Here is a 26,060-nt window from a genome sequence, read left to right as displayed (position 1 = left end):
GATTCTGTGAGGGCGTATCCGTACTGCGATGGCCGTGGGAAGCGAGGAACAGCCGTGGGGCGTCGGCTCGTACCGCTCACTCTGGACAACCTTCCGGACCTCCCCAAGCGGTGTCGCTCCTGCGTCTTCTGGGAGCTGGACCCCGTGAGTGGGGAAGCGGCGGTGAAGGCGGGCCGGCCGGAGTTGGAGAAGGAAGCATGGATCTCCGCAGTGCTGCTGGAGTGGGGCTCCTGCGGGCGGGTGGTCTATCTGGACGAGGTCCCGGTCGGCTACGTGCTCTACGCGCCACCCGCCTACGTGCCGCGCTCCACGGCCTTTCCCACGAGCCCCGTCTCCGCGGACGCGGTACAGCTGATGACGGCCTGGATCATGCCCGGCTACCAGGGGCAGGGCCTCGGCCGGACCATGGTGCAGACCGTCGCCAAGGACCTGTTGCGGCGCGGCTTCAAGGCGATCGAGGCGTTCGGTGATGCCCGGTCGAAGGAGCCGGCCTGTGTGCTGCCGGCAGACCATCTCACGGCGGTGGGCTTCAAGACCGTACGCCCCCATCTCACCTATCCGCGGCTGAGGCTGGAGCTCCGGACGACGCTGTCCTGGAAGGAAGACGTCGAGCTGGCACTGGACCGGCTCCTGGGCGCCGTCCAGAAGGAGCCCGCGCTGCGGCCGCTCTGAAGAGACTGAAGAGACTGAAGAGACGACAACGGCCCGCCTCCCTCAGGAGGCGGGCCGTTGCTTGTTTCACGTGAAACGTGAAACGGCGAAGATCAGGCCGTGGGCGTGACGAAGTCCGCGAGGTCGCGGAGGATCGCGGCCTTCGGCTTGGCGCCGACGATGGTCTTCACGACCTCGCCGTCCTTGTAGACGTTCAGCGTCGGGATCGACATGACACCGTACTTGGCGGCCGTGTCCGGGTTCTGGTCGATGTTGAGCTTCACGATCTCGATCTCGCCGTGCTCGGCGGCGATGGCCTCCAGCGACGGGGCGATCTGGCGGCACGGGCCGCACCACTCGGCCCAGAAGTCCACCAGGACGGGCTTGTCGCTCTTGAGAACGTCCTCTTCAAAAGAAGCGTCAGTCACGGTCTTCAGGGCCACAGCGGCCTCCTTCACTTCGCGGGGTGTGGGTGGGGTGGGGAAAGGCGGTCGGTCAGACCGCGGGGGTCTTCTCAGGCTCGGCGAGCTTGTCGCTGTCGGCGAGCGCGGCCAGGAAGCGCTCGGCGTCGAGGGCGGAGGAGCAGCCCGTACCGGCGGCGGTGATCGCCTGGCGGTAGGTGTGGTCGACGACGTCACCGGCTCCGAAGACACCGGCGAGGTTCGTCCTCGTCGAGGGGGCGTCGACCTTGAGGTAGCCCTCCTCGTCCAGCTCCAGCTGACCCTTGAAGAGCTCCGTGCGCGGGTCGTGGCCCACGGCGATGAACAGACCGGTCACCGGCAGCTCGCTGGTCTCGCCGGTCTTCGTGTTCCGCAGCGTCAGACCGGAGAGCTTCTGGTCACCGTGGATCTCCGCGACCTCGCTGTCCCAGGCGAAGGAGATCTTCGGGTCGGCGAAGGCGCGCTCCTGCATGGCCTTGGAGGCGCGCAGGGTGTCACGGCGGTGGACGATGGTGACGGACTTGGCGAAGCGGGAGAGGAAGGTGGCCTCCTCCATCGCGGTGTCGCCGCCGCCGACGACGGCGATGTCCTGGTCCTTGAAGAAGAACCCGTCGCAGGTGGCGCACCAGGAGACGCCGCGTCCGGAGAGCTCGTCCTCCTTGGGCAGCCCGAGCTTGCGGTGCTGGGAGCCGGTGGTGACGATGACGGCCTTCGCGCGGTGCACGGTGCCGGCGGTGTCGGTGACGGTCTTGATCTCGCCGGTCAGGTCCACGGCGACAACATCGTCGGGCACCAGCTCGGCGCCGAAGCGCTCGGCCTGGGCGCGCATGTTGTCCATCAGGTCCGGACCCATGATGCCGTCACGGAAGCCGGGGAAGTTCTCCACGTCGGTCGTGTTCATCAGGGCGCCACCGGCGGTGACAGCTCCTTCGAAGACCAGCGGCTTCAGCGACGCACGCGCCGTGTAGAGCGCAGCGGTGTAACCCGCGGGCCCGGAGCCGATGATGATCACGTTACGGACGTCGCTCACGGGTTTCTTCCTCGTCTCTGCAGACTGCCTACTGCCTACGGGGTCGGTCGGTGACTCTCACCCCACCCAACGGATCCTACGGGGCGAGCATTCCCGAGACCGCCGCGCGGCACGGCGACGAGGTCAGGAGCGGGGGTACGTCTGCGTCATGAGTACCTCGGCCTTGGTCTGTCCCCCGCCGTCGGCACAGGAGGCGTCCAGGACGAATGCCTGTACCCGAGTGCCGTCGGTGCCCTCGGGCAGGACGACGAGGTAGGCCGGAGTCCCCTGGAAGTCGCCCCTCTGGAAGGCGAGGACCGCGTCGGGCCGCCCCGTACCGGCCTTGACGCAACTGGGCAGGGATTCGGCCATGCCCCGCTTCGGGGTATTGCCCGCGTCCTCTGCGGCCAACGACTCCGGATGTGTGCCCTTGGGAGACGTGAGGCTGGCTCCTTCATGCAGAAGTCCCTCGACCTGAGCTTCCACCGGCCGACCGTCGAACTGGCCCGCGGCGAGTCCGCTGGCGGCGCTGTCGGTCTTCTTGTCTCCCGACTCGCCACTGAGTGTCTGTACACCGCCCTGGACGAAGAACAGGCTCATACCCAGCGCTGCGGCGCCGAAGGCCGCGCCGAGGGCAGCGATGCGGCGACGCCGGGGCCGAGAGCGGCCCGGCCCGGTCGCGGCGCGAGGACGGCCGGCAGGACGGTCCGCGGCGGGGGGCGGGGTGCTGGGCTGCGTATCGGGGCGGGGGCTCACCGTTTCACGTGAAACATGAGCGTCGACGTCCGGCGTGGTGGCGTCCAGGAGCGCTTCGGCGGCCAGAGCGGCATCGATGCGACCGGCGATCTCAGCGGGCATGCGCGGCGGCCCGGGAAGGGTGCCGAGCAACCCCCGGATCTCCTCCAGAGAGGTCCGTACCTCCGCGCACAGTGAGCAGCCATCGAGGTGCCGTCGCACGGCTGCGGTGCGGGAAGGGGAGAGCAGCCCCTCGGTGAGGTCCGAGATCTCCGAGACGTCCGGGTGCTGTGTTGCGTCGGCCCTGCCGGTCGTGGAAGTCACGCGCGCCCACCTCCGCCCTTCACAGCAGCCGGACCATTCGATCCGTTATCCGTTGGCCCCGACACCGGTGGGACGGATGTCCCCGGCGTCCGGTTCCTTCCCCGGTCGGGGGCTTCGTTACCCCCAGCGTCGGCGCGCAGATGGATGAGCATCGGCAGCAGCCGGGCCCGCCCGCGTGCACAGCGGCTTTTCACCGTTCCGGTGGGGACATCCAGGATGCGGGCGGCCTCGGCGACCGGATACCCCTGCATGTCGACCAGGACGAGAGCGGCCCGCTGATCCTGGGGAAGCTTGGCGAGGGCCGCCAGCAGCTCACGGTGGAGGTCCTGGCGCTCGGCGGGCGCCTCGGCGGACTCGGCGGGCTCGAGGAGCTGCTCGAAGCGCGCCGGGTCGTCCATGGGGGAGGTCTTGCGGGAGGCGGTCTTGCGGGCGCGGTCGAGACAGGCGTTCACCGTGATGCGGTGGAGCCAGGTCGTGACCGCCGAGTGACCACGGAAGGTGTGCGCGGCCCGGAACGCGGAGACAAGGGCGTCCTGGACGGCGTCAGCGGCCTCCTCACGGTCTCCCAGCGTCCGCAGGGCCACGGCCCACAGCCGATCGCGGTGACGGCGTACGAGCTCACCGAAGGCGTCGGGGTCGCCGGCGACGTGACGCGCCAGAAGATCCTGGTCGCTGATGCCGCTGCCTATGGCTTCGTCCAACGGTGAGCCCCCTCCCCATGCCGTCAGCTGGTGATCTTGATTTCCGAGATCTTGCCGCGGTAATCGGCGCCATTGCCCGGCAGGTCGGTGAGCCAGACCAGGACGTAGCGCGTCATCACGGGCTTGGTGGCGGTCAGTGGCACCTGGGTTCCGGACCCCGATGCCACGGTGGCGAAGTCATCGGGCGCCGTGGGCTGGGACGAGACGTTCTCAGGCGCCGTCCGCAGCTGCACCGCGGTGGTGCCCTCGAAGGTGACGTCCACCTTGGAGACCTGTTGCACCTTGCCGAGGTCCAACAGAAGACCCACGCCCTCCTTCAGCCTGCCGAAGTTCGAGTAGCCCTCGTACCTGGCCGTCTGCCAGGCAGTGGCGGGGTTGCCATCGTAGGCATTCCCTATCAGGGACGGAGACTCCGAGCCGTCGCCGAGCGGGTCGAAGTCGTGCGCGCTGACGATCGTGACGGGCTTCCCGCCCGTCGGCGGCTTCTTGTCGTCCTCGGTGTCCTGCGGCTGAGTGTTCTGCGGGGGCTCGGTCGCGCTCTTCTGGTCGAGGAGCCGGTCCGCGATCTGCCAGCTGCCCAGACCCAGTGCGGCGATGAGCAGCGCCGACACAGCCCACTTCAAGGCCCTGCCGGTACGACTCTCCAGCGGGGCGGGCGGCGCGATCACCGTCTGGGTGGCAGCAACGCCGGGGCGCTGCTGCGGGCGACCGTAGGTGCCCTGCTGGTAGGTCGTGCGCTGGTACTCGGGCGGGGTCGGGAACTCGGGCTCCGGCGGACGGATGCGGGGCATTGCCGCCACCGCCTTGGCGAGCTCGTCCGGGGTGGTGCAGGGCGGCTCCTGGCGGGAGGCGGTGGCCCCGTCGTTGGCCAGGGCCCGCATGGCGATCTCGGACAGGCCGCGGTGGACGCCGGCACGCACCTGGTCGGGAGGGAGCAGGCCCACTCCCTTGGGGAGGCCGGAGAGCCCGTAGGCGTCGCTGTCGTACGGCCAGCGCTGGGTGAGCGCCGCGTACAGCAGAGCGCCGATCGCCTCCGTATCGGTGCGCTGCGGGCGCTCGGCGCTGATGCCCCGCAGAGCGGCATTCACGGCGAGGCCGCGGATCCGGTACTGGCCGGTGGAGCTGCGCAGTACGGCGCTGGGGGTGAGGCGCAGATGGGCGAGGCCTTCGCGGTGCGCGGCGGCCATGGCCTGGGAGACCTGGCTGACGAGCTGATAGGCGTCGTGCGGCTCCAGTGGGCCGGCGGCGAGCAGAGTCGTCAGCTCGGTGGAGTCGGGAAGCCACTCGTGCACGACGTACACGAGGTCGTTCTCCTCGACGGCGTCGAGGACCTGGACGAACCGGGGGTCTCCGAGCAGCGCCGAGGAACGCGCCGCGGCGAGGACCGAGCGGGCTCGAGGGTGGTCGGCGGGCAGGAGATGGACACCGACGGCACGTCGCAGTTTCTCGTCGACGGCGCGCCAACTGCTGAAACCGTCCAGACGAGTGACGCACTCCTCCAGTCGGTAACGCCTGGCCAGCTTGTGCCCGCTGTGCAGTTCGGGAGTCTCGATGGGGGGCTGTTCGCCGTTCTGCCGGATTCCGGCCTTGTCCTCTGCGACCTCGGCGGACTTCTCCGCCGTGTCCTGCGCTTCCGCCACCCCGTCGGTCGCGGCCTTGTCCGCCTTGGCGGTCAGCGGGTTGTCACCGCTGTTGTCGGCCACGTCGACGGCAGCCGTGCTACGTTCCGCCACCGTCGTTCCTGCCTCCCCATCCGTTGCGCCACATCCAACAGCCATGCCAATTGTGCCCACAGTCGGCCGCTCTGCACGACACGCGGCAGCCGACGATGGTTGTGCGGGACCGGTTTCCTTACCGACCCAGGCGTCCACGGACCATACCGACCAGGGAGTTCAGCTCCTCGATCCGCATGCGCTTGGCGGCCACGAAGAAGACGCCGAGCAGCACCGCTCCGCCGACGAGCAGGGCCACGAGAGAACCGAGAGCGCCGTCCCCGACGGTCTTCAGCAGACCGAATCCCACCGCGCCGGCCACGATCGCGGCGGGCAGGGAGGCGAGGCAGAGCCGGGCGTAGGTGCGCATGACGTGCGCGCCGTCGAGGTCGCCGCCCAGCCGGTTGCGCAGACGTCGCCAGGCGACGCCGACGCCGACGGCGTACGCCAGACCGTAGGAGGCGGCCATACCGACGACGGCCCACCGGGCGGGGAGCACGAAGTAACACGCCGCCGACGCAGCCGCGTTGACGGCGGCGACGATGACCGTGTTGTAGAACGGCGTCCGCGTGTCCTCGTAGGCGTAGAAGCCGCGCAGGACGACGTACTGGACCGAGTACGGGATGAGGCCGAGCCCGAAGGCCATCAGGATGAAGCCCATGCCCTGGGCCGCCTCGAAGCCGCTGGAGGCGTAGAGCAGGGTGCTCATCGGGACGCCGAGGGCGAGGAACGCGAAGGCGACCGGGACGATCGCGACGGCCGAGTTGCGCAGACCCTGCGAGATGTCGTCGCGTACGGCGCCGGGGTCGTTGTCGTGGGCCGCGCGGGAGATGCGGGGCAGCAGTGCCGCCATGACCGAGACGGTGATGATGGCCTGCGGCATGCCCCAGATCAGCTGGGCGTTGGAGTAGGCGAGGAAGCCCGCGCCGTCCCGGCCGGACTCCTCGCCCGCCGCGGTGGCGAGCTGGGTCACGACCAGCACACCGGCCTGGTTGGCCAGCACGAACAGCACGGTCCACTTGGCCAGTTTGACCGTCTTGCCGAGGCCGTGGCCCTTCCAGTCGAAGCGCGGGCGGAAACGGAAGCCGGTCTCGCGGAGGTAGGGAATCATCGCCAGGGCCTGGACGACGAGGCCCAGCAGGGTGCCGATGCCGAGCAGCCGGATGCCGTCGTCCGGGATGGTGTCGACCCCCATGTGGGACTCGCCGGACGTGCCGTACACCCAGATGAACAGGCCGAACGTGACGATCATGACGATGTTGTTGAGGACCGGGGTCCACATCATCGCGCCGAACTTGCCGCGTGCGTTGAGGATCTGACCCATCACCACATGCACGCCCATGAAGAAGATCGTGGGCAGGCAGTAGCGGGCGAAGGTGACGGCGACACTGTTGGCCGCCGCGTCGTCGGCGATGGTGTTCGACATCAGGCGGATCAGCACGGGGGCAGCGAAGACGGCGATGATCACGATCGCGCCGAGCGCCACCATGACCAGGGTCAGCAGCCGGTTGGCGTAGGCCTCGCCGCCGTCCTCGTCGTTCTTCATCGAGCGGACCAGCTGCGGCACGAACACCGAGTTGAGACCGCCGCCGACCGTCAGGATGTAGATCATCGTCGGCAGGGTGTACGCGATGGTGAAGGTGTCACCGAGCAGTGCGGCACCCAGCGCGCCGGTGATCACGAGGCTGCGGAGGAAGCCGGTGAGGCGGGAGACCAGGGTGCCGGCCGCCATGACCGCGCTCGACTTCAGCAGCCCGGAGGCGCGACCGGGCTTCTTCGGGGCTGGGGCGGGCATCGGATTCGGCTCCGGGGCGGGCGAGGGCACCTGACCGGGGGTCTGCTGGTCCCGGTAGAGGTGCGCGAAGGCGTCCGGTTCGGGCTTCTCGTCCCCGGCCCGGGTCACCAGGTCGTCCACGCCGGTGAACTGGACGGTGCGCGGGTCGTCGCCGTAGGGGAGATGCCGCGAGGGACCGTCCGGTTCGGGCGCCGGGGTCTGGGCCCAGACCCGGGGGTCAGGGGCGTGCTGGGGAGCGGGCGGCTGCTGGTAGAGCGGCTGAGGCTCCTGGTAGGTGCCCGGCGGAGGCGGCGGGTGGGCGGCGCGGTCGTAGAGCGCCTCCGTCACCGGGTCCTGTGACGACAGGTCCTGCGCACGGTAGGGATCGTGCGTGTACGCGTCCTGGACGTAGGGGTCCTGGGCGTACTCGTTCTGGGCGTACGGGTCAGGGGCGGGCTGCTGCGGCGGGCCCGGCGCCTGGCCGGGTCCCTGGGGCGCCGCGGGCGTTCCACCGGACGGCCCGGTGCCGCCCACGTCCTGGCCGCGGTCACCGTCGTACGGCGCGTTCATGGTTACCCCACCTCATCGTCCCCGGCCGACCGGCCACGACATCGCTCAACGGTCCACTTTCTCACTCGCGCCCGACGGGTCGCCGCTTTCGGGACCGGTGTCCGGGGTCGGGTCACTCGGCTGCTCGGGATCGTCGTCCTCCGCGGCCTCCGCTTCGGCGTTCCTGGCCGCCGCGCGCTTGCGCTGGGTGTACATACGGGCTCCCGCGAGGACGAGGAGCAGCACGCCGCCGGCGATGACGAGCATCACGGTCGCGGTGATCTCGGAGACCTTCACGGTGAAGGTCATGGGCTCTCCGTACGGAGTGCCGTCAGCGGTGAACAGCTGGGCCGTCATCGGCACCGGCCCGTTGGCATTGGCCGAGGCGGTGAACTTCACCGACTGGCTGTGGCCGCCGTTGATCTTGACCGGCAGTTCGGCGACGGCATCACCGCCGTTGAGCTTCAGGCGGGTCTTGTTGCCGGAGGTCAGCCGCAGGACCAGGTGGTCCACGCCCTGCAACAGCTTGTTCTGGACGGTCACCGGGATGGTGGCGCTGCGGCCGGAGAGCGTGAGATCCGACTTGTCGACCAGCTGGACGCCCTTGGTGAGGCTCTTCAGGTACTGCTGCACCGTGATCCGGTAGAGCGACGCAGCGGGCGCCTGTCCGCGCCAGGACGTGGACATCTCGCGGCTGATCGCGTTGCCGAACGGCGTCACCACACGGTCCGGCTGGGTCAGGATGACCTTGAAGTCGTCCAGCTGCCTCCGGGTGTCCCGCATGTCGCGGAATGCCTGCACCGGCAGTTCCTGCTTGCGCAGCGCCTGCGGATAGCGGGAGGCGCTGGGCACCGCGGTGGCCGCGTCCGGGTCCGGCTTGACCGCGGCGGCCGCGATCAGGTCCAGGGACTGCGTCCAGCGCTGGGCCGCAAGGCCGCGCAGCGCCGTCGCCATGGTCTGTGCCTGGGCCGTGGTCGGCATCCGCTGCGGAGCGACCACGATGCTGCGCTGCCGGTCGGGCTGCTCCAGGGTCACCGCGAGCGACTGGGCCAGGAACTTCTGGACGGCGAGCGTGGAGTTCCCGGCGGTGAGCATGTCGCCCTCGAACGCCGTCGACAGGTAGGCGTCGCTGACGACGGCGGTGGTGCCGCCACCGATGGGCCGCGCCGCCGTCGGAGAGTACGGGAGGTCGTCCTGGAAGCTGTCCGAGCGGGCGATCACCTTGCGGGCGCCGGCCGAGGTCGCGACGGCCATGATCGAGGGGTCGACGGCTCCGTCGACGGGCCAGGCGAAGTCGGTGGACGGCTTCACATGGAGGATGGTCTCCACGGTCGACCCGGCGAGTTCCGTCGCGGGCCGGAGGTGGCTCAGGGAGCCGGGGACGTCCTTGCCCCGGTGGGCGAGGGAGGCGATGTCCGGGTCGGCGAACGGCAGAGCGACGACCTTGCGCCCCGCCACTGCCTTCTCCAGCGCGTCCAGCCATCGCTCGGCGACGGCCTGGTTCCTGCCCGGCACGGTCTCGGCGCCGTTCTTGACCTGGTAGCTCTTCGTCATCGCGTCGACGGTGGCCAGCAGGTCCGGGTCGATCACCCAGGTGACGGGGAGTTCCTTGCCGAGCGTGACCATGTGGTCGAGACGCCCGCCCGGAGCGAGCTCCGCGGCCAGGTCGTCGTTCTCGAAGACCGGCGTCTGCTGATCGTCCGTGCCCGTCTCCGCCGACACATGGGCCGAGGAGATCAGTGGCCAGAGGTAGGTGAGCTGCGTCTTCTTCTCCGCCGCCTCCGGCTGGTACGGCAGGAAGGTCCGCTCGATCCCGAGAACCTGCTCCCCCGCTTGCGGCGACGTCTGCCCCGAGAGGGAGACGCCCAGCTGGTAGACACCGCCGTCGTCGAGTCCGAGTTTGGCCACCGGTACGGAGAGCTTGAAATCGGTGCTGACCCCGGCTGCCAGCCGAGGGATCTGGACCTTGTAACCGCCTTCCAGGGGCGCGGGATCGCTGCCCGGGAGGAAGCCGGTACGGCGCGAGACGGCATCGATCTCACTCCGGCTCGTCATCCGAGGCCCGACCCGGACGTTCACCGTGGCGTCGGTGACCGGCTGCTTGCTCTGGTTGGTCACCGTCCCGGAGACGGTGAGCGTGTCACCCTCCACGGGCGCGCTCGGGCTGAGCGTGTCGAGAGACACATCGACGGTGCGGGAGTCGAGGACGGTCTCGGCGGCCGCTGCCGACGGGGCCACGGCCCCGTGCAGGAGGCCGGCGAGCAGGGGCGCCCCGGCGAGCACCGACGCCGCGCGCCGCAGCCAACGACGGGCAGGTGAGGGATGGGTCCCCTGGATGTCTGCCGCCTCGGCCACGCGTTCGCCCGTCCTCGTCGTATCAGTGGTGTCGGTGGTTGCCCGTTGCTGTGTCCACGCATGGTAACGAGGCACGCTGGGGCCAAGTGCCGGGGACTGCTCCAGCTGATGTGACGAGCGAGAGGGAAGGGAAAACGGTGACGCCGCCGTGAGTGCGGGCACGTACCCTTTTCTGTTGTGCCGAACGCCAACGAAGACACCCCGACTGCACTGAGCCAGGTGCAACGCCGCGCAGTCAGTGAACTACTGCGCGTATCCCCCGTCGCCGACGACCTCGCCGTCCGTTTCCAGGAGGCCGGGTTCAGCCTCGCGCTGGTCGGTGGCTCGGTCCGGGACGCCTTGCTCGGCCGGCTCGGTAATGACCTCGACTTCACCACCGACGCCCGTCCCGAGGATGTCTTGAAGATCGTTCGCCCGTGGGCGGATGCGGTCTGGGAGGTCGGGATCGCCTTCGGCACGGTCGGTTGCCAGAAGAGCGGCTATCAGGTCGAGGTGACGACGTACCGCTCCGAGGCGTACGACCGGACCTCGCGCAAGCCCGAGGTCTCCTACGGTGACTCCATCGAGGAGGACCTCGTCCGGCGTGACTTCACGGTCAACGCCATGGCCGTGGCCCTCCCGGCGAAGGAGTTCATCGACCCGCACGGCGGTCTCGACGACCTCGCCGCACAGGTTCTGCGGACGCCCGGCACCCCGGAGGAGTCCTTCTCCGACGATCCGCTGCGCATGATGCGTGCCGCACGTTTCGCTGCCCAGCTCGACTTCGAGGTGGCTCCCGAGGTCGTTGCGGCGATGACCGACATGGCAGGCCGTCTCGAGATCGTCTCCGCCGAGCGGGTCCGTGACGAGTGCAACAAGCTGCTGCTGTCCGCCCACCCTCGGAAGGGTCTCGGCCTCCTGGTGGACACCGGCCTCGCCGAGCACGTCCTGCCCGAGCTGCCGGCGCTGCGGCTGGAGAGCGACGAGCACCACCGTCACAAGGATGTCTACGAGCACTCGCTGACCGTCCTGGACCAGGCGATCGATCTGGAGGAGGACGGGCCGGACCTCGTGCTGAGGCTCGCCGCCCTGCTGCACGACATCGGCAAGCCGCGTACCCGCCGCTTCGAGAAGGACGGTCGGGTCTCGTTCCACCACCATGAGGTGGTCGGCGCGAAGATGACCAAGAAGCGCATGACGGCGTTGAAGTACTCCAACGAGATGATCAAGGACGTCTCGCGCCTCGTGGAGCTGCACCTCCGCTTCCACGGATACGGGACCGGCGAGTGGACCGATTCGGCGGTGCGCCGCTATGTGCGTGACGCCGGCCCCTTGCTCTCGCGGCTGCACAAGCTGACCCGGTCGGACTGCACAACGCGGAACAAGCGCAAGGCCGGGGCTCTCTCGCGTGCCTATGACGGGCTGGAGGAGCGGATCTCGCAGCTGCAGGAGCAGGAGGAGCTGGACGCGATCCGGCCCGACCTGGACGGCAACGAGATCCAGGAGGTTCTGGGAATCCGGCCAGGACCGGCCGTCGGTCAGGCGTACAAGTTCCTGCTGGAGCTGCGCCTGGAGAACGGGCCGATGGAGCGCGAGGCGGCTGTCGCGGCACTCAAGGAGTGGTGGGCCACGCAGAGCTGAACCGACTGCGTCGATGTTTCACGTGAAACATCGACGGACCGGGGCGGGTTCTACTGCCGAGGGGTGATGTTTCACGTGAAACATCACCCCTCTTCGTTTCGGCGCACGAGGAACAGCGCGGTCGAGGCGTAGAGGACGGCAACCAACACGATGAGTGGCGCCGAACGGCCGTCCGGCGGGAGCATCAAGGCCGCGACCGCGGCGGCGCCGACGAAGGCGACGTTGAAGAGCACGTCGTAGAGCGCGAAAACCCGTCCGCGATAGGCGTCGTCCACCGACGTCTGCACCACCGTGTCCGTGGCGATCTTGGCCCCCTGTGTGGTGAGCCCCAGTACGAAGGCAGCGATCAGGAGAGGGGTCTGCGCGAAGGGCAGCCCCAACGTGAGCTCCAGAACAGCGGCCGAACCCGCACACGCGGCCATCCAGCGGAAGGGACCGAACCGCCCGATCGCCCAGGGGGAGAGGACGGCGGCCGCGAAGAATCCCGCTCCCGAGAAGGCGACGGCCAATCCCAGCAGCGCGAGTCCCTCCGACTCCGTGGAGCTCCAGGCGTACCGGCAGAGCATGAGGACGGTCACCGTCAGGGCGCCGTAGCAGAACCGCATCAGGCTGACCGCGGCCAGCGCGCGGACCGCAGGCCGCCGCTCGGCCAGATGGCGCAGGCCGCTCGCGAGACCGTGGGCCGTCGAGGCCAGTGCGGCGCGCAGCCGGGGCTGGATCACGTCCGGGTCGGGGCCGAGGAGCTGGCGTGGCATCCGCAGGGAGGCGAGGGCGGAACACAGGTACAGGAGAGCGCCCAGCAGGACGACCGCGGCGTCGGAATCCTCGGAGATCAGACGTACGCCGAAGGCCAGTCCCCCACCCGCTGTCGCGGCCACGGTGCCGGCGGTCGGCGAGAGGGAGTTCGCCACGACCAGTCGGTCGGCGTCGACGACCCGGGGCAGCGAGGCGGAGAGCCCCGCCAGGACGAAGCGGTTGACGGCGGTCACCGAGAGGGCCGAGGCGTAGAAGAGCCAGTCGGGCACAGAGGCCAGGATCAGCACTGCCGTCCCGCAGGCGAGGAGCGCCCTCAGGAGATTCCCGTAGAGGAACACCTGCCGTCGCTGCCAGCGGTCCAGGAGGACGCCGGCGAAGGGGCCGACGAGGGAGTACGGGAGCAGGAGGACGGCCATGGCCGAGGCGATGGCGGCAGGGGAGGTCTGCTTCTCGGGGGAGAAGACGACGTACGTGGCCAGCGCCACCTGGTAGACGCCGTCGGCGCACTGGGAGAGCAGACGCACGGCGAGGAGGCGGCGGAAGTTCGTCAGGCGCAGGAGTACGCGCAGATCACGTACGACAGGCATGGCAGCAAGACTCACATACGAAGAGGGCCCCCGGCCTGTAGACCGGGGGCCCTCTTCGATGAAGTCGATCAGCGCCTTTAGCGCTCGACCTCGCCCTTGATGAACTTCTCGACGTTGGCGAAGGCCTCGTCGTCGAAGTACTGCACCGGCGGGGACTTCATGAAGTACGAGGACGCCGAGAGGATCGGGCCACCGATGCCCCGGTCCTTGGCAATCTTCGCGGCGCGCAGGGCGTCGATGATGACACCGGCCGAGTTCGGGGAGTCCCACACCTCGAGCTTGTACTCCAGGTTCAGCGGAACGTCACCGAAGGCGCGACCCTCCAGGCGGACGTACGCCCACTTGCGGTCGTCCAGCCAGGCCACGTAGTCCGACGGGCCGATGTGGACGTTCTTCTCGCCCATCTCGCGGTCGGGGATCTGCGAGGTGACGGCCTGCGTCTTCGAGATCTTCTTCGACTCGAGGCGGTCGCGCTCGAGCATGTTCTTGAAGTCCATGTTGCCGCCGACGTTGAGCTGCATGGTGCGCTCAAGACGGACACCGCGGTCCTCGAACAGCTTCGCCATCACACGGTGCGTGATGGTCGCGCCGACCTGGGACTTGATGTCGTCACCGACGATCGGGACACCGGCCTCGGTGAACTTGTCCGCCCACTCCTTGGTGCCGGCGATGAAGACCGGCAGAGCGTTGACGAACGCGACCTTGGCGTCGATGGCGCACTGCGCGTAGAACTTCGCGGCGTCCTCGGAGCCCACGGGCAGGTAGCAGACGAGGACGTCGACCTGCTGGTCCTTGAGGACCTGGACGACGTCGACGGGAGTCTCGTCGGACTCCTCGATCGTCATGCGGTAGTACTTGCCGAGCCCGTCGAGGGTGTGGCCGCGCTGCACCGTGACGCCCTTGTTCGGGACGTCGCAGATCTTGATGGTGTTGTTCTCGCTGGCGCCGATGGCGTCCGAGAGGTCGAGGCCGACCTTCTTGGCGTCGACGTCGAAGGCGGCGACGAACTCGACGTCACCGACGTGGTAGTCGCCGAACTGGACGTGCATCAGGCCGGGCACCTTGGCCGCCGGGTCGGCGTCCTTGTAGTACTCGACGCCCTGCACCAGCGAGGCGGCGCAGTTGCCCACGCCGACGATGGCTACGCGAACCGAACCCATTTCCGGTTGCTCCCTGTGTGATCGTGGAAGCCCTGCGGGATGCAGGGTTTCACTTGGCGGTGTCGTCGGACGGATCCGGCCGGGTGCTGCCCCCGTGCCGGGGCAGGCCGCCCGTTTCTCCAGAATCGTTGTCGTGCTGAGCGGTGTCGTCGGGGCCGGATCGCTGATCCCGCCCCGCTCGCTCGCTCTCGATGAGCTCGTTCAGCCAGCGCACTTCGCGCTCCACGGACTCCATGCCGTGGCGCTGCAGCTCAAGCGTGTAGTCGTCGAGGCGCTCGCGAGTACGGACCAGAGAGGCGCGCATCTTTTCCAGGCGCTCCTCCAGCCGACTGCGGCGTCCTTCCAGCACTCGCATCCGCACCTCGCGCTCGGTCTGACCGAAGAAGGCGAAGCGGGCGGCGAAGTGTTCGTCCTCCCAGGTGTCCGGGCCGGTGTGGGAGAGGAGCTCTTCGAAGTGCTCCTTACCTTCGGCCGTCAACCGGTAGACGATCTTGGCGCGGCGCCCTGCGAGTGAAGCGGCGAGAGCGTCCTCGGGGGCGCTTCCCGGCTCTTCGATCAACCAGCCGTTGGCGACCAGCGTCTTGAGGCAGGGATAGAGGGTCCCGTAGCTGAAGGCCCGGAAGATGCCGAGCGAGGTGTTGAGCCGCTTCCGCAGCTCGTACCCGTGCATCGGGGCTTCCCGGAGCAGGCCGAGGACGGCGAACTCGAGGATTCCCGAGCGTCTGCTCATCCGCCTCCTCCTCCGTCTTCAGGTGCTTATGCCGTGCTGATGTATCGACTCGATACATCATGACGATAGAACGCGCGCTCTCCTGCGACAAGTGGGACCACAGTGACCGGCGTCACATCATCAATTCACAGCAATGGAGTTGCCTGATTTGGGGTGAACTTCGGCCCTAGGGAGGTTTTGACCGTGCGTAGTCTGTGCGGCATGCAGAGCACCGGGAACCGAGCGACGCCGCGAGGCGTCAGTGCTGCGGGTGACCGGCTGCGGTACGGAGGGGTCTTCGACAAGGCTCAGCCGTCCGTATTTCGGGGGGACCGGAACTCAACTGCCGCTTCCAGGCGTACGCGCCTGCCCGAGGAGTAGTCGTTCGATGAGCGAGCACCGTCGCAAAATGCCGCAGTCGCAGCCGCCCAGTGGCGGCCGCGCGGCGGCCCGACGCGCTGCCCAGCAGCCCATGGGCCGCAGGTCGGCCCAGGCGCGGGATGTCGGTACGGGATCCCCTTCGTCCGGGTACGAAGAGGAGCGACCTTACGGAGGCCGGGCCGAGGCCCGCCGCGCGGCACAGCGCGGCGGCGGCCGTCGGCGTGCCCCTGACGGAGGCGGCGGCGCCGGCGGTCACGGCGGCGGCCGTCGTGGCGGCGGAAGCGGGGGCCAGGGAGGTCCGGGCCGTGGCCGCGGTGGCGGCATGCCCCCGGGCAAGAAGAGGCTGATCGACTACCCGCGGTACGGCAAGTACGGCTGGCGCCGCTGGGTGCCCTCGTGGAAGCTCGTCACCGGCCTCTTCCTGGCGTTCATGGGCAGCCTGATGGGCGCGGCGACGATCGCGTACTCCCAGGTGACGATTCCCAAGGAGGACGAGGCCGCCAAGGCGCAGAACAACGTCTACTACTGGGCCGACGGGACGCAGATGGCCGCGACCGGTGGTGAGGTCAACCGCCAGATCATCAAGTTCGAGCAGATCCCGAAGGACATGCAGAACGCGGTGATTTCTGCCGAGAACAAGACCTTCTGGGATGACTCCGGCATCGACCCGATGGGTATCGGGCGGGCCGTGTGGAACATGGCCAAGGGTGAGGACACCCAGGGCGGCTCGACCATCACCCAGCAGTACGTGAAGAACAACATCCTCGCCGACCAGTCGCAGACGCTGAGCCGGAAGGTGAAGGAGCTCTTCATCTCCATAAAGGTCGGCGCCCAGCTGGACAAGCCCGACATCATGGCGGGCTACCTGAACACCGCGTACTACGGGCGTGGCGCCTACGGCATCCAGGCCGCCGCTCGTACGTACTACGGCAAGGACGCGGGCGAGCTCAACGCCAGCGAGTGCGCTTTCCTCGCCTCGCTCCTCAAGGGTGCGACCTACTACGACCCCGCGGGTTCCCCCGAGATCGATTCGAAGGCGACCGCGGCAGATAACACCAGGCGGGCCACGATCCGGTGGAACGCGATCCTTGACGCGATGGTCGAGCAGAAGCATCTCGACGCGGCCGAGCGGGCGACGTTCAAGGACTTCCCGATGCCGGATCCGCCCAAGAAGAATGCGGCGTTGTCCGGGCAGACCGGCTATCTGGTGAGCCTCGCCAAGGCGTACTTCATCAACAACAACGACAAGGGCTACGACGCGGAGGATCTCGCCCGCGGCGGTTTCGAGATCTACACGACCTTCGACAAGAAGAAGGTCAACGCCCTCGAGAAGTCCGTCCAGAAGATCTACAAGGAGCACATCGACCCGAAGAAGCGCCCGAAGGAGGACACTCACGTCCAGTTCGGTGGCGCTTCGGTGGACCCGAGGACCGGGGCGATCGTCGCCATCTACGGTGGTACGGACGCCACCAAGCACTTCACCAACAACGCGGACCAGACCGGTGCGCAGGTGGGATCGACCTTCAAGCCGTTCGTGCTGGCCGCGGCCATGCGGGACGGCGTGCAAGATCCCAGAGATGCCTCCATCCGCAGGATCGTCGACCCGGACAAGAGCCGGTACAACGGCAAGAACAAGCTGAAGATCAAGAACTACGACGGCTCGATCTGGCGCAACGAGAAGGGCGAGGAGTGGCTGCAGGTCAATGACGACGACGCCGACTACGGCCCCATCAGCCTGCGCTACGCGATGGTCAGGTCGGCCAACTCCCCGTACGTGCAGCTCGGCATGGACGTCGGTATCAACAAGGTCCGGCAGGCTGCCGTGGACGCGGGCCTGCTGAACAGCTCGCTCGTGCAGTCGAACGTGCCGTCGTTCTCCCTCGGTATCTCCGACCCGAGCGCGATCCGCATGGCCGGCTCCTACGCGACCTTCGCCAACAACGGTGAGCGCAACGACCCATACTCCGTCACAAAGGTGGAGGAGAAGGGCGAGGAGATCTACACGCACAAGGCCGCCCCCAAGCGGGCCTTCTCCACGGCCGTCGCCAGCAACGTCACCGACGTCCTTCGTGACGTGGTCGAGCACCCGAAGGGCACCGGCCGGAAGGCCGCCATCGACGGCCGCGAGGTAGCCGGCAAGACGGGTACGACCGACGGCAACAACTCCGCGTGGTTCGTGGGATACACCCCCCAGCTGTCGACCGCGATCGACATGTACCGCTTCGACGACAACGCCAAGAACACCAAGCGCAAGTTCGAGTCGATGTTCGGCACCGGCGCTCAGCCGAAGATCCACGGTTCGTCGTTCCCGTCCCAGATCTGGAACGACTACATGACCGACGCGCTCGACGGCGCCAAGGTCATCCCCTTCCCGGAGCCCGAGAAGCTCGAGGACGCCGAGCCCGTCTTCGGCGGCGGCGCCCCCAGCCCGACCCCGACTCCGACGGAGACGCCGTCCCAGACGCCCTCCAGCACCCCGTCGTCGCAGACGCCTTCGACGACGCCCAGCAGGACGCCGGGCAAGCCGGACAAGAGCTGTGGCGTGTGGGACTGGGACTGCACCACCGACGGAGGCCAGGACGGTGGCGCCACCACGGGCAACGACAGCGGTGGGACCACCGAAGGCGGTTCGACACCGACGCCGACGTCACCCACACCGACGAACACGGACGACGGTGGGGGCAGACCCAACGGTGGGACAGGCTGGCTGAGCGGCGGCTGACCCGCCCACCGGGCCCCGCCCGGAACGGCCCCGAGGGCCGCCGTACCCGACACGTACCCCAGGTGCGTCGCCGGGTACGGCGGCCCTCACCGTTTCCCGGGGCCGTACGGCAGGATGTCCCCCATGCCGAGCCTCCACAAGACGAGTCCGCCTCCGGACCGGCCGCAGGACCCGCCGGTGGTCTGCCCCACCCACCGCGACGAGGTCGCGGCGGCCGGCAGCGAACTGATCGGTGGGCCGGTCGGCCGCCGGGCGCTGCTCGGCACGAGCCCCCTGACCCCCGTGCGGGTGGTCGCCTTGGTGGCCATCGGGATGTTTGCCCTCGGAATGGTGCAGAAGATCCCCTGTTACGACTGGGCATGGTTCCGGGGCACCACGTCCCAGTACACCCACGCCTGCTACTCCGACATCCCGCACCTCTTCGCCGGACGCGGCTTCGCCGACGGCATGGTGCCGTACTTCGACCGCCTGGGCGGCGACATAGAGTTCCTGGAGTACCCGGTCCTGACCGGGCTGTTCATGCAGGTCACGGCCTGGCTCACGCCCGGTGGCGGCGACCTGATGCACCGCGAGCAGATGTACTGGATGGCGAACGCCGCCCTGCTGATGGTCTGCGCCGTCGTCATGGCCGTGTGCGTGGCGCGCACCCACCGCCGCCGCCCCTGGGACGGACTGCTCGTCGCCCTGGCGCCCGCGTTCGCGCTCACCGCGACCGTCAACTGGGACCTGCTGGCCGTCGCCCTGACGTCCGCCGCCGTGTTCATGTGGTCGCGCGGCCGGCCTCTCGCGTTCGGCCTCCTGATCGGCCTGGCGACCGCTGCCAAGTTCTACCCGGTACTGCTCCTCGGCCCGCTGCTGCTGCTGTGCTGGCGTGCCTGGCGGTGGCGCGACTACGGGGCGGCCCTGCTCGGCGCCGCGGGCGCCTGGCTCGCGGTGAACCTGCCGATCATGCTGCTGGCGCCCGAGGGATGGAAGCAGTTCTACACCTTCAGCACCGAGCGGAACATCGACTTCGGTTCGTTCTGGCTGCTGATCAGCCAGCGCAGCGGAGAGCCGATCCCGCCGAGCATGGCGAACGTCTTCGCGATCCTGCTCATGCTGCTCGCCTGCGGGGGCCTCGCGGTCCTGACGCTCACGGCACCCCGCCGGCCCCGTTTCGTCCAGCTCGCGTTCCTGGTCGTGGCCGCGTTCGTGCTGACCAACAAGGTGTACTCGCCGCAGTACGTCCTCTGGCTCATCCCCCTCGCCGCGCTGGCCCGGCCGAAGTGGCGCGACTTCCTGATCTGGCAGGCCTGCGAGGTCGCGTACTTCCTGGGCATCTGGATGTACCTGGCCTTCACGATGAGCGGCAACAAGCAGGGGCTTCCGACGGACGGCTACCACTTCGCCGTCGTCCTGCACCTGGCCGGCACGCTTTACCTGTGCGCGGTCATCGTGCGGGACATCCTCGCGCCCGAGCGGGACGTGGTGCGGCAGGACGGCTCGGACGACCCCTCGGGAGGCGTCCTGGACGGCGCGGAGGACGTCTTCGTACGGGGCAGGGCCGCGCACCCGGTCAGGCACGCGGCGATGGCCCTGGACGGGCCACGGGTGGAGTGGGGAGTCCCGCGCGAGTAGTGCGGGACCCCCGGCGGCTCAGCGCTCGACGAGGCGGTCGAACTGCGTGGTCGTGTGGCGCAGGTGGGCCACCAGTTCGTCGCCGACCTTCGGCTCCTGGGCGTCGGCGGGGACGAACAGGATCGACACCTGCATGTGCGGCGGCTCGGCGAACCAGCGCTGCTTGCCGGCCCACACGAAGGGCGAGAGGTTCCGGTTGACGGTCGCCAGGCCCGCCCGGGCCACGCCCTTCGCGCGGGGCATCACCCCGTGCATCGCCTTGGGAGCCTCCAGGCCCACTCCGTGCGACGTTCCGCCCGCGACGACCACCAGCCAGCCGTCGGAGGCGGCCTTCTGCTGGCGGTAACCGAAGCGGTCGCCCTTGGAGACACGAGTGACGTCCAGGACGGCGCCCCGGTACTCGGTGGCCTCGTGGTCACCCAGCCAGAGCCGGGTGCCGATCCGGGCGCGGAACCGGGTCTGCGGGAACTGCTGCTGGAGCCTGGCCTGCTCCTCGGCCCGCAGATGGCTCACGAACATGGTGTGCAGCGGCAGCCGGGCGGCCCGCAGGCGGTCCATCCAGGCGATGACCTCCTCGACCGCGTCGGTGCCGTCCGTGCGGTCCAGGGGCAGGTGGAGGGCGAAGCCCTCCAGCCGTACGTCCTCGATGGCGGCGTGCAGCCGGCCGAGGTCCTCCTCGAGGATGCCATGGCGCTTCATCGAGCTCATGCACTCGATGACGACGCGAGCGCCCACCAGGGCGTGCACGCCGTCCACGGACGACACGGAGCGCACCACCCGGTCCGGCAGCGGCACCGGCTCCTCGCCCCGCCGGAAGGGGGTCAGGACGAGCAGGTCGCCGCCGAACCAGTCCTTGATCTTCGCGGCCTCGTACGTGGTGCCGACGGCGAGCATGTCCGAGCCGAAGCGGGCCGCCTCGTCGGCGAGCCGCTCATGGCCGAACCCGTAGCCGTTCCCCTTGCAGACCGGGATCAGTCCGGGGAACTGGTCGATCACGGTCTTCTGGTGCGCCCGCCAGCGAGCGGTGTCGACATAGAGGGAGAGCGCCATGGCCGGCCCGGAACCTTTCTGATGGCTGCGGTGAATCAAGGGTGTGTACGAGACCTACGAGATTACGTACGAGATTACGGGCGAGACTACGCAACCGTCAGCGGCGCGACATGTAGATGTCGAGAGCCTTGTGCAGGAGCTTGTTGAGCGGGAAGTCCCACTCGCCGACGTACTCCACGGCCTCGCCGCCCGTGCCCACCTTGAACTGGATCAGTCCGAAGAGGTGGTCGGTCTCGTCGAGCGAGTCGGAGATGCCGCGCAGGTCGTAGACGGTCGCGCCCATCGCGTAGGCGTCGCGCAGCATCCGCCACTGCATCGCGTTCGAGGGCCGGACCTCACGGCCGATGTTGTCCGATGCTCCGTACGAGTACCAGACGTGCCCGCCGACGACGAGCATGGTGGCCGCGGACAGGTTCACCCCGTTGTGGCGCGCGAAGTACAGCCGCATGCGGTTGGGGTCCTCGGTGTTGAGGACGGTCCACATGCGCTGGAAGTAGGAGAGCGGGCGGGGGCGGAAGTGGTCGCGGACGGCCGTGATCTCGTACAGCCGCTGCCACTCGGCGAGGTCCTCGTAGCCGCCCTGGACGACCTCGACGCCGGCCTTCTCGGCCTTCTTGATGTTGCGGCGCCAGAGCTGGTTGAAGCCCTTGAGGACGTCGTCGAGGGAGCGGTTCGCGAGCGGGACCTGGAAGACGTAGCGGGGCTGGACGTCACCGAAGCCGGCGCCGCCGTCCTCGCCCTGCTGCCAGCCCATCTTCCGCAGCCGGTCGGCCACTTCGAAGGCACGCGGCTCGATGTGCGTGGCCTCGACGTCCTTCAGGCGCTTGACGTCCGGGTCCTGGATGCCGGCCTTGATGGCGGCCGAGTCCCAGCGCCGGATGACGACGGGCGGGCCCATCTTCACGGAGAAGGCACCCTGCTGCTTGAGATGCGCGAGCATCGGCTGCAGCCAGTCGTCCAGGTTGGGGGCGTACCAGTTGATGACCGGGCCCTCGGGCAGATAGGCGAGGTACCGCTTGATCTTCGGCAGCTGGCGGTAGAGCACGAGGCCCGCGCCGACGAGTTCACCGGACTTGTCGAACCAACCCAGGTTCTCCGAGCGCCACTCGGTCTTCACATCAGCCCATGCCGGGACCTGGCAGTGGCTCGCCGCGGGCTGACTCTGGATGAATGCCAGATGCTGCTCACGGCTGATGGTCCTCAGGGTCAGGCTCATGCGGGGCGCTCCTCGGCAGGTGTGTCCCCATCGGTACAGGGGCTCCGGCTCTCGCGCCGAAGCCTACTGCGACCGGGGAGCGCCCCGATTGGCATGTGGACCTTGGCGTGTGGCTAGCCGATCACGCCTCCGAAGAGACCGCCGTGGGCCATGCCGAGGAAGAAGCCCACCGCCGCGGCGCCGAGACCGACGATCAGTGCGAAGCGTTCCCTGGTGGTGACGGAGATGAACTGTCCGTAGGCGCCCGTGATGATCCCGATCAGACCCGCCCAGGAGCTGAGCAGGTGCAGGTTGTGGAACATCGCGGTGACGAAGGCGAGGACGCCCAGGACGAGCGTCAGCCCGACCAGGGTGTCCTGGAGCGGGTGGGGCTTGCCGTCGGTGGCGAGAAGGGAATGTCCGGGGTCGGGTCGCATTGCCTGTGCCATGGGGCACCTCCTGGCGTGCCTGCCGGAAGGCGGCGCATCTTAGCGCCGCCCACTTCCGTTGTGTACAGATTGCGTCCCCCCACCACCGGATTTCAACCGGAAGCCGGTGTGCGGGTAGTCTGTACGGTCTGCACCGGTGTCTGCCCAGGTCCGTCCAGGATCTCGACGCCCCCCTCGCTCGCCGAGGGGGATTGTCAGTGGTGGCCGATACCGTTGCTCACGCATCACGACCCTCCTGCCACGGAACGACCGTGGCCGCTGAGTCCAAAGGAGGTGGGTTCCACATGCGTCACTACGAGGTGATGGTCATCCTCGACCCCGATCTCGAGGAGCGCGCTGTCTCCCCGCTGATCGAGAACTTCCTTTCTGTTGTCCGTGAGGGCAACGGAAAGGTCGAGAAGGTCGACACCTGGGGCCGTCGTCGTCTCGCCTACGAGATCAAGAAGAAGCCCGAGGGCATCTACTCGGTCATCGACCTGCAGGCCGAGCCTGCGGTCGTCAAGGAGCTCGACCGCCAGATGAACCTGAACGAGTCGGTCCTCCGGACCAAGGTCCTCCGTCCCGAGACCCACTGAGCACCTAGCTCAGAGGTCATCGGGTTCGAGTAGCAGCAAGCAGCCAGAAGCAATCCCGCCGAGAGGTTCACCCAATGGCAGGCGAGACCGTCATCACGGTCGTCGGCAATCTTGTCGACGACCCCGAGCTGCGCTTCACCCCGTCCGGTGCGGCGGTCGCGAAGTTCCGTATCGCGTCCACCCCCCGCACCTTCGACCGTCAGACCAATGAGTGGAAGGACGGCGAGAGCCTGTTCCTGACCTGCTCGGTCTGGCGTCAGGCGGCGGAGAACGTCGCCGAGTCGCTTCAGCGAGGCATGCGCGTCGTCGTGCAGGGCCGGCTGAAGCAGCGGTCCTACGAGGACCGCGAGGGCGTCAAGCGCACGGTCTACGAGCTGGACGTCGACGAAGTCGGCCCCAGCCTCAAGAACGCCACGGCCAAGGTCACCAAGACCACCGGCCGCGGTGGCCAGGGTGGCTTCGGCGGCGGTGGCGGCCAGCAGGGCGGCGGCAACTGGGGCGGAAGCTCCGGTGGCGCTCAGCAGGGTGGCGGCGGTGCTCCCGCCGACGACCCGTGGGCGACCAGCGCGCCGGCCGGCGGCAGCCAGCCGCAGGGCGGCGGAGGCGGCTGGGGTGGAAACTCCAGCGGCGGCGGCTACTCGGACGAGCCCCCCTTCTAGGGCGCTCCCCTCGAAGAGGGCTCGTACCCCCACTTCTTGATCACACAGGAGAAACACCATGGCGAAGCCGCCTGTGCGCAAGCCTAAGAAGAAGGTCTGCGCGTTCTGCAAGGACAAGACCGCGTACGTGGACTACAAGGACACGAACATGCTGCGGAAGTTCATTTCCGACCGCGGCAAGATCCGTGCCCGCCGCGTGACCGGCAACTGCACGCAGCACCAGCGTGACGTCGCCACGGCCGTCAAGAACAGCCGTGAGATGGCGCTGCTGCCCTACACGTCCACCGCGCGATAAGGGAAGGGTGACCGAAAAATGAAGATCATCCTGACCCACGAGGTCTCTGGCCTCGGTGCCGCCGGCGATGTCGTCGACGTCAAGGACGGTTACGCTCGCAACTACCTGGTCCCGCGTGGTTTCGCGATCCGCTGGACCAAGGGTGGCGAGAAGGACGTGGCGCAGATCCGCCGCGCCCGCAAGATCCACGAGATCGCGACCATCGAGCAGGCCAACGAGATCAAGGCCCAGCTCGAGGGCGTGAAGGTGCGTCTGGCCGTTCGCTCCGGCGACGCCGGCCGCCTCTTCGGCTCCGTGACCCCGGCCGACATCGCCACGGCGATCAAGTCCGCGGGTGGCCCCGACGTCGACAAGCGTCGCGTCGAGCTCGGTTCGCCGATCAAGACCCTGGGCTCGCACCAGGTGTCCGTGCGTCTGCACCCCGAGGTTGCCGCGAAGCTCGGTGTCGAGGTTGTCGCCGCGTAACGCTGCTCTCAGCAGTACGGAAGGGCCGCACCCCTCGGGGTGCGGCCCTTCCGCCGTTCGCCCTTCCGCCGTTTCACGTGAAACACGTCAGCGCGTGGCTCCTGTGACGATCCACCGACCGGAGCGCGAACGCAGCCAGAGCGTCAGCATCCGTACGGTCATCATGAGCGTCATCGCCCACCACAGGGCCGTCAGCCCACCGCCGAGAGCGGGGATCAGCAGGGCGACGGGAGCGAAGACGGCCAGCGTGAGCAGCATCGCCCAGGCCAGGTAGGGGCCGTCGCCCGCGCCCATGAGGACGCCGTCGAGGACGAAGACCACGCCGGAGATCGGCTGGGACACCGCGACGACCAGCAGGGCCGGGAGCAAGGTGTCCTGGACCGTCGTGTCGCTCGTGAACAGGGGGATGAACAGCGGGCGGGCGAGGACGATCAGCGCGCCTAGCACGATGCCCGAGACCACCCCCCACTGGACCATCCGTCGGCAGACCTGTCGTGCCCCTTCGGCGTCGTCGGCGCCGAGGTAGCGGCCGATGATGGCCTGACCCGCGATGGCGATCGCGTCCAGGGCGAAGGCCATGAGGGTCCACAGGGAGAGGATGATCTGGTGGGCGGCGACCTCGGCGTCGCCCAGCCGGGCCGCTACGGCCGTGGCGATCATCAGAACCGCTCGCAGGGAGAGCGTACGGACGAGGAGCGGGGCACCGGCCTGGGCGCTGGCGCGTATGCCGGCCACGTCCGGACGCAGAGAGGCACCGTGGCGCCTGGCACCTCGGACGACCACGACGAGATATGCGGCGGCCATGCCGTACTGGGTGATCACGGTGCCCCAGGCGGAGCCAGCGATGCCCATGTCGGCGCCGTACACCAAGCCGACATTGAGGATCGCGTTGGCCGCGAAGCCGCCGATGGCCACGTACAGCGGCGTACGGGTGTCCTGCAGGCCGCGCAGGACACCGGTGGATGCGAGAACGACGAGCATGGCGGGGATGCCGAGGCTGGAGATGCGGAGGTAGGTGATGGCGAAAGGGGCAGCGGTGTCGGAGGCGCCGAACACGTCGACCAGCCAGGGTGCGGCGGGCAGCGTCAGGGCGACGACGGCTCCCCCCAGAAACAGCGCGAGCCAGATGCCGTCCATGCCCTGGCGGATGGCGGCCTGAAGGTCTCCGGCTCCGACGCGGCGCGCGACGGCGGCCGTGGTGGCGTAGGCGAGGAAGACGAAGACGCTGACGGCGGTGGCGAGCAGGGCCGCCGCGATGGCCAGACCGGCGAGCTGAGGGGTGCCGAGGTGGCCGACGATGGCGCTGTCGACCATGAGGAAGAGTGGCTCGGCGACGAGTGCGCCGAAGGCGGGGAGGGCGAGCGAGATGATCTCTCGGTCGTGCTGCCGACGGGCGGCCTTGGGGGTCGGGGGAGCCTCGGTCATGGAGGCCAATCTAATCTTCCACAGGTAAGAGATGCAATGGAGTATGGCTCCTTACATTTCTCCAGCGTGGAGCTTCGGGTGTGGGCCGTTTGTTCTGATCTTGATCCGGAGTGAAAAGTTTTTCTCCCCCACAGGCCGTGGATGG

22 protein-coding genes are annotated in these 26,060 nt (G+C 68.5%); 8 read left to right on the top strand and 14 right to left on the bottom strand.

Annotated features, from left to right (window positions below; all coding sequences use genetic code 11):
* Positions 1–54: 54 nt before the first annotated feature.
* Positions 55–672 carry a GNAT family N-acetyltransferase gene (locus ACZ4VW_RS12005; protein ID WP_467961154.1) on the top strand — a complete coding sequence of 206 codons (618 nt, stop codon included), beginning with the start codon at positions 55–57 and terminating at the stop codon, positions 670–672.
* 92 nt (positions 673–764) lie between these two features.
* Here the strand turns inward: ACZ4VW_RS12005 and trxA are convergent, their stop codons facing one another.
* The 7 genes from trxA to ACZ4VW_RS11970 form a co-directional block, all read right to left on the bottom strand.
* Entirely contained in the window at positions 765–1,094 is a 330-nt protein-coding gene (trxA, locus tag ACZ4VW_RS12000) for a thioredoxin (RefSeq protein WP_467961152.1), read from the bottom strand.
* Positions 1,095–1,146: 52 nt separating this feature from the next.
* Positions 1,147–2,121, bottom strand: a complete 975-nt coding sequence (gene trxB, locus ACZ4VW_RS11995) for a thioredoxin-disulfide reductase (RefSeq protein ID WP_467961150.1) — start codon at positions 2,119–2,121, stop codon at positions 1,147–1,149.
* Positions 2,122–2,244: 123 nt separating this feature from the next.
* Positions 2,245–3,159, bottom strand: coding sequence for an anti-sigma factor (locus tag ACZ4VW_RS11990; RefSeq protein ID WP_467961148.1), 915 nt, complete (start codon positions 3,157–3,159; stop codon positions 2,245–2,247).
* The gene (gene sigM, locus ACZ4VW_RS11985; protein ID WP_467961146.1) at positions 3,156–3,860 is read right to left on the bottom strand and encodes an RNA polymerase sigma factor SigM; all 705 of its coding nucleotides are present in this window, start codon (positions 3,858–3,860) and stop codon (positions 3,156–3,158) included. Before sigM ends, ACZ4VW_RS11990 begins: the two co-directional genes overlap by 4 nt.
* 23 nt (positions 3,861–3,883) lie before the next feature.
* Entirely contained in the window at positions 3,884–5,593 is a 1,710-nt protein-coding gene (locus tag ACZ4VW_RS11980) for a protein kinase family protein (RefSeq protein WP_467961144.1), read from the bottom strand.
* A 118-nt stretch (positions 5,594–5,711) separates the two neighbouring features.
* Positions 5,712–7,916, bottom strand: coding sequence for a murein biosynthesis integral membrane protein MurJ (murJ, locus tag ACZ4VW_RS11975; RefSeq protein WP_467961142.1), 2,205 nt, complete (start codon positions 7,914–7,916; stop codon positions 5,712–5,714).
* Between the two features lie 45 nt (positions 7,917–7,961).
* Positions 7,962–10,250, bottom strand: coding sequence for a DUF6049 family protein (locus tag ACZ4VW_RS11970; protein WP_467961140.1), 2,289 nt, complete (start codon positions 10,248–10,250; stop codon positions 7,962–7,964).
* Between the two features lie 177 nt (positions 10,251–10,427).
* Here ACZ4VW_RS11970 and ACZ4VW_RS11965 point away from each other — a divergent pair, with 177 nt between their 5' ends.
* A complete protein-coding gene (locus ACZ4VW_RS11965) occupies positions 10,428–11,870 on the top strand; it encodes a CCA tRNA nucleotidyltransferase (RefSeq protein WP_467961138.1) in 1,443 nt (480 codons plus the stop codon).
* An 83-nt stretch (positions 11,871–11,953) separates the two neighbouring features.
* Here ACZ4VW_RS11965 and ACZ4VW_RS11960 read toward each other — a convergent pair whose 3' ends face one another.
* From ACZ4VW_RS11960 to ACZ4VW_RS11950, 3 genes are all read right to left on the bottom strand, one after another.
* Positions 11,954–13,213 (bottom strand): MFS transporter, encoded by a 1,260-nt coding sequence (locus tag ACZ4VW_RS11960; RefSeq protein ID WP_467961136.1) that lies wholly within the window; start codon positions 13,211–13,213, stop codon positions 11,954–11,956.
* Positions 13,214–13,290: 77 nt separating this feature from the next.
* Positions 13,291–14,373: an inositol-3-phosphate synthase gene (locus ACZ4VW_RS11955; RefSeq protein ID WP_467961134.1), complete on the bottom strand. Its 1,083-nt coding sequence runs from the start codon at positions 14,371–14,373 to the stop codon at positions 13,291–13,293.
* A 49-nt stretch (positions 14,374–14,422) separates the two neighbouring features.
* Positions 14,423–15,103, bottom strand: a complete 681-nt coding sequence (locus ACZ4VW_RS11950; RefSeq protein WP_467961132.1) for a PadR family transcriptional regulator — start codon at positions 15,101–15,103, stop codon at positions 14,423–14,425.
* 367 nt (positions 15,104–15,470) lie between these two features.
* On the opposite strand from ACZ4VW_RS11950, the gene ACZ4VW_RS11945 reads away from it, so the two are divergent.
* Both ACZ4VW_RS11945 and ACZ4VW_RS11940 read left to right on the top strand, forming a co-directional pair.
* On the top strand, positions 15,471–18,185 hold the full coding sequence (locus tag ACZ4VW_RS11945; protein WP_467961130.1) for a transglycosylase domain-containing protein: 2,715 nt from the start codon (positions 15,471–15,473) through the stop codon (positions 18,183–18,185).
* Positions 18,186–18,308: 123 nt separating this feature from the next.
* Positions 18,309–19,802, top strand: a complete 1,494-nt coding sequence (locus tag ACZ4VW_RS11940; protein ID WP_467961128.1) for a glycosyltransferase family 87 protein — start codon at positions 18,309–18,311, stop codon at positions 19,800–19,802.
* 18 nt (positions 19,803–19,820) lie between these two features.
* Here the strand turns inward: ACZ4VW_RS11940 and ACZ4VW_RS11935 are convergent, their stop codons facing one another.
* The 3 genes from ACZ4VW_RS11935 to ACZ4VW_RS11925 form a co-directional block, all read right to left on the bottom strand.
* The gene (locus ACZ4VW_RS11935) at positions 19,821–20,852 is read right to left on the bottom strand and encodes an alanine racemase (RefSeq protein WP_467961126.1); all 1,032 of its coding nucleotides are present in this window, start codon (positions 20,850–20,852) and stop codon (positions 19,821–19,823) included.
* Positions 20,853–20,949: 97 nt separating this feature from the next.
* Positions 20,950–22,068: a lipid II:glycine glycyltransferase FemX gene (locus tag ACZ4VW_RS11930; protein ID WP_467961124.1), complete on the bottom strand. Its 1,119-nt coding sequence runs from the start codon at positions 22,066–22,068 to the stop codon at positions 20,950–20,952.
* A 113-nt stretch (positions 22,069–22,181) separates the two neighbouring features.
* On the bottom strand, positions 22,182–22,496 hold the full coding sequence (locus ACZ4VW_RS11925) for a hypothetical protein (protein WP_467961122.1): 315 nt from the start codon (positions 22,494–22,496) through the stop codon (positions 22,182–22,184).
* Positions 22,497–22,780: 284 nt separating this feature from the next.
* On the opposite strand from ACZ4VW_RS11925, the gene rpsF reads away from it, so the two are divergent.
* From rpsF to rplI, 4 genes are all read left to right on the top strand, one after another.
* Entirely contained in the window at positions 22,781–23,071 is a 291-nt protein-coding gene (gene rpsF, locus ACZ4VW_RS11920; RefSeq protein WP_004950685.1) for a 30S ribosomal protein S6, read from the top strand.
* Positions 23,072–23,145: 74 nt separating this feature from the next.
* Positions 23,146–23,730 carry a single-stranded DNA-binding protein gene (locus ACZ4VW_RS11915; RefSeq protein WP_467961120.1) on the top strand — a complete coding sequence of 195 codons (585 nt, stop codon included), beginning with the start codon at positions 23,146–23,148 and terminating at the stop codon, positions 23,728–23,730.
* A 58-nt stretch (positions 23,731–23,788) separates the two neighbouring features.
* Entirely contained in the window at positions 23,789–24,025 is a 237-nt protein-coding gene (gene rpsR / locus ACZ4VW_RS11910) for a 30S ribosomal protein S18 (protein WP_005315025.1), read from the top strand.
* Between the two features lie 18 nt (positions 24,026–24,043).
* The gene (gene rplI / locus ACZ4VW_RS11905; RefSeq protein ID WP_315894947.1) at positions 24,044–24,490 is read left to right on the top strand and encodes a 50S ribosomal protein L9; all 447 of its coding nucleotides are present in this window, start codon (positions 24,044–24,046) and stop codon (positions 24,488–24,490) included.
* An 87-nt stretch (positions 24,491–24,577) separates the two neighbouring features.
* Here the strand turns inward: rplI and ACZ4VW_RS11900 are convergent, their stop codons facing one another.
* The gene (locus ACZ4VW_RS11900; RefSeq protein WP_467961118.1) at positions 24,578–25,915 is read right to left on the bottom strand and encodes an MATE family efflux transporter; all 1,338 of its coding nucleotides are present in this window, start codon (positions 25,913–25,915) and stop codon (positions 24,578–24,580) included.
* Positions 25,916–26,060 lie beyond the last annotated feature (145 nt).

The sequence above is a fragment of the Streptomyces sp. NPDC029139 genome, from assembly GCF_055564335.1.
Note: the sequence above shows the minus strand (reverse complement) of the source record. Positions and strands in the feature narration are given on the sequence as shown.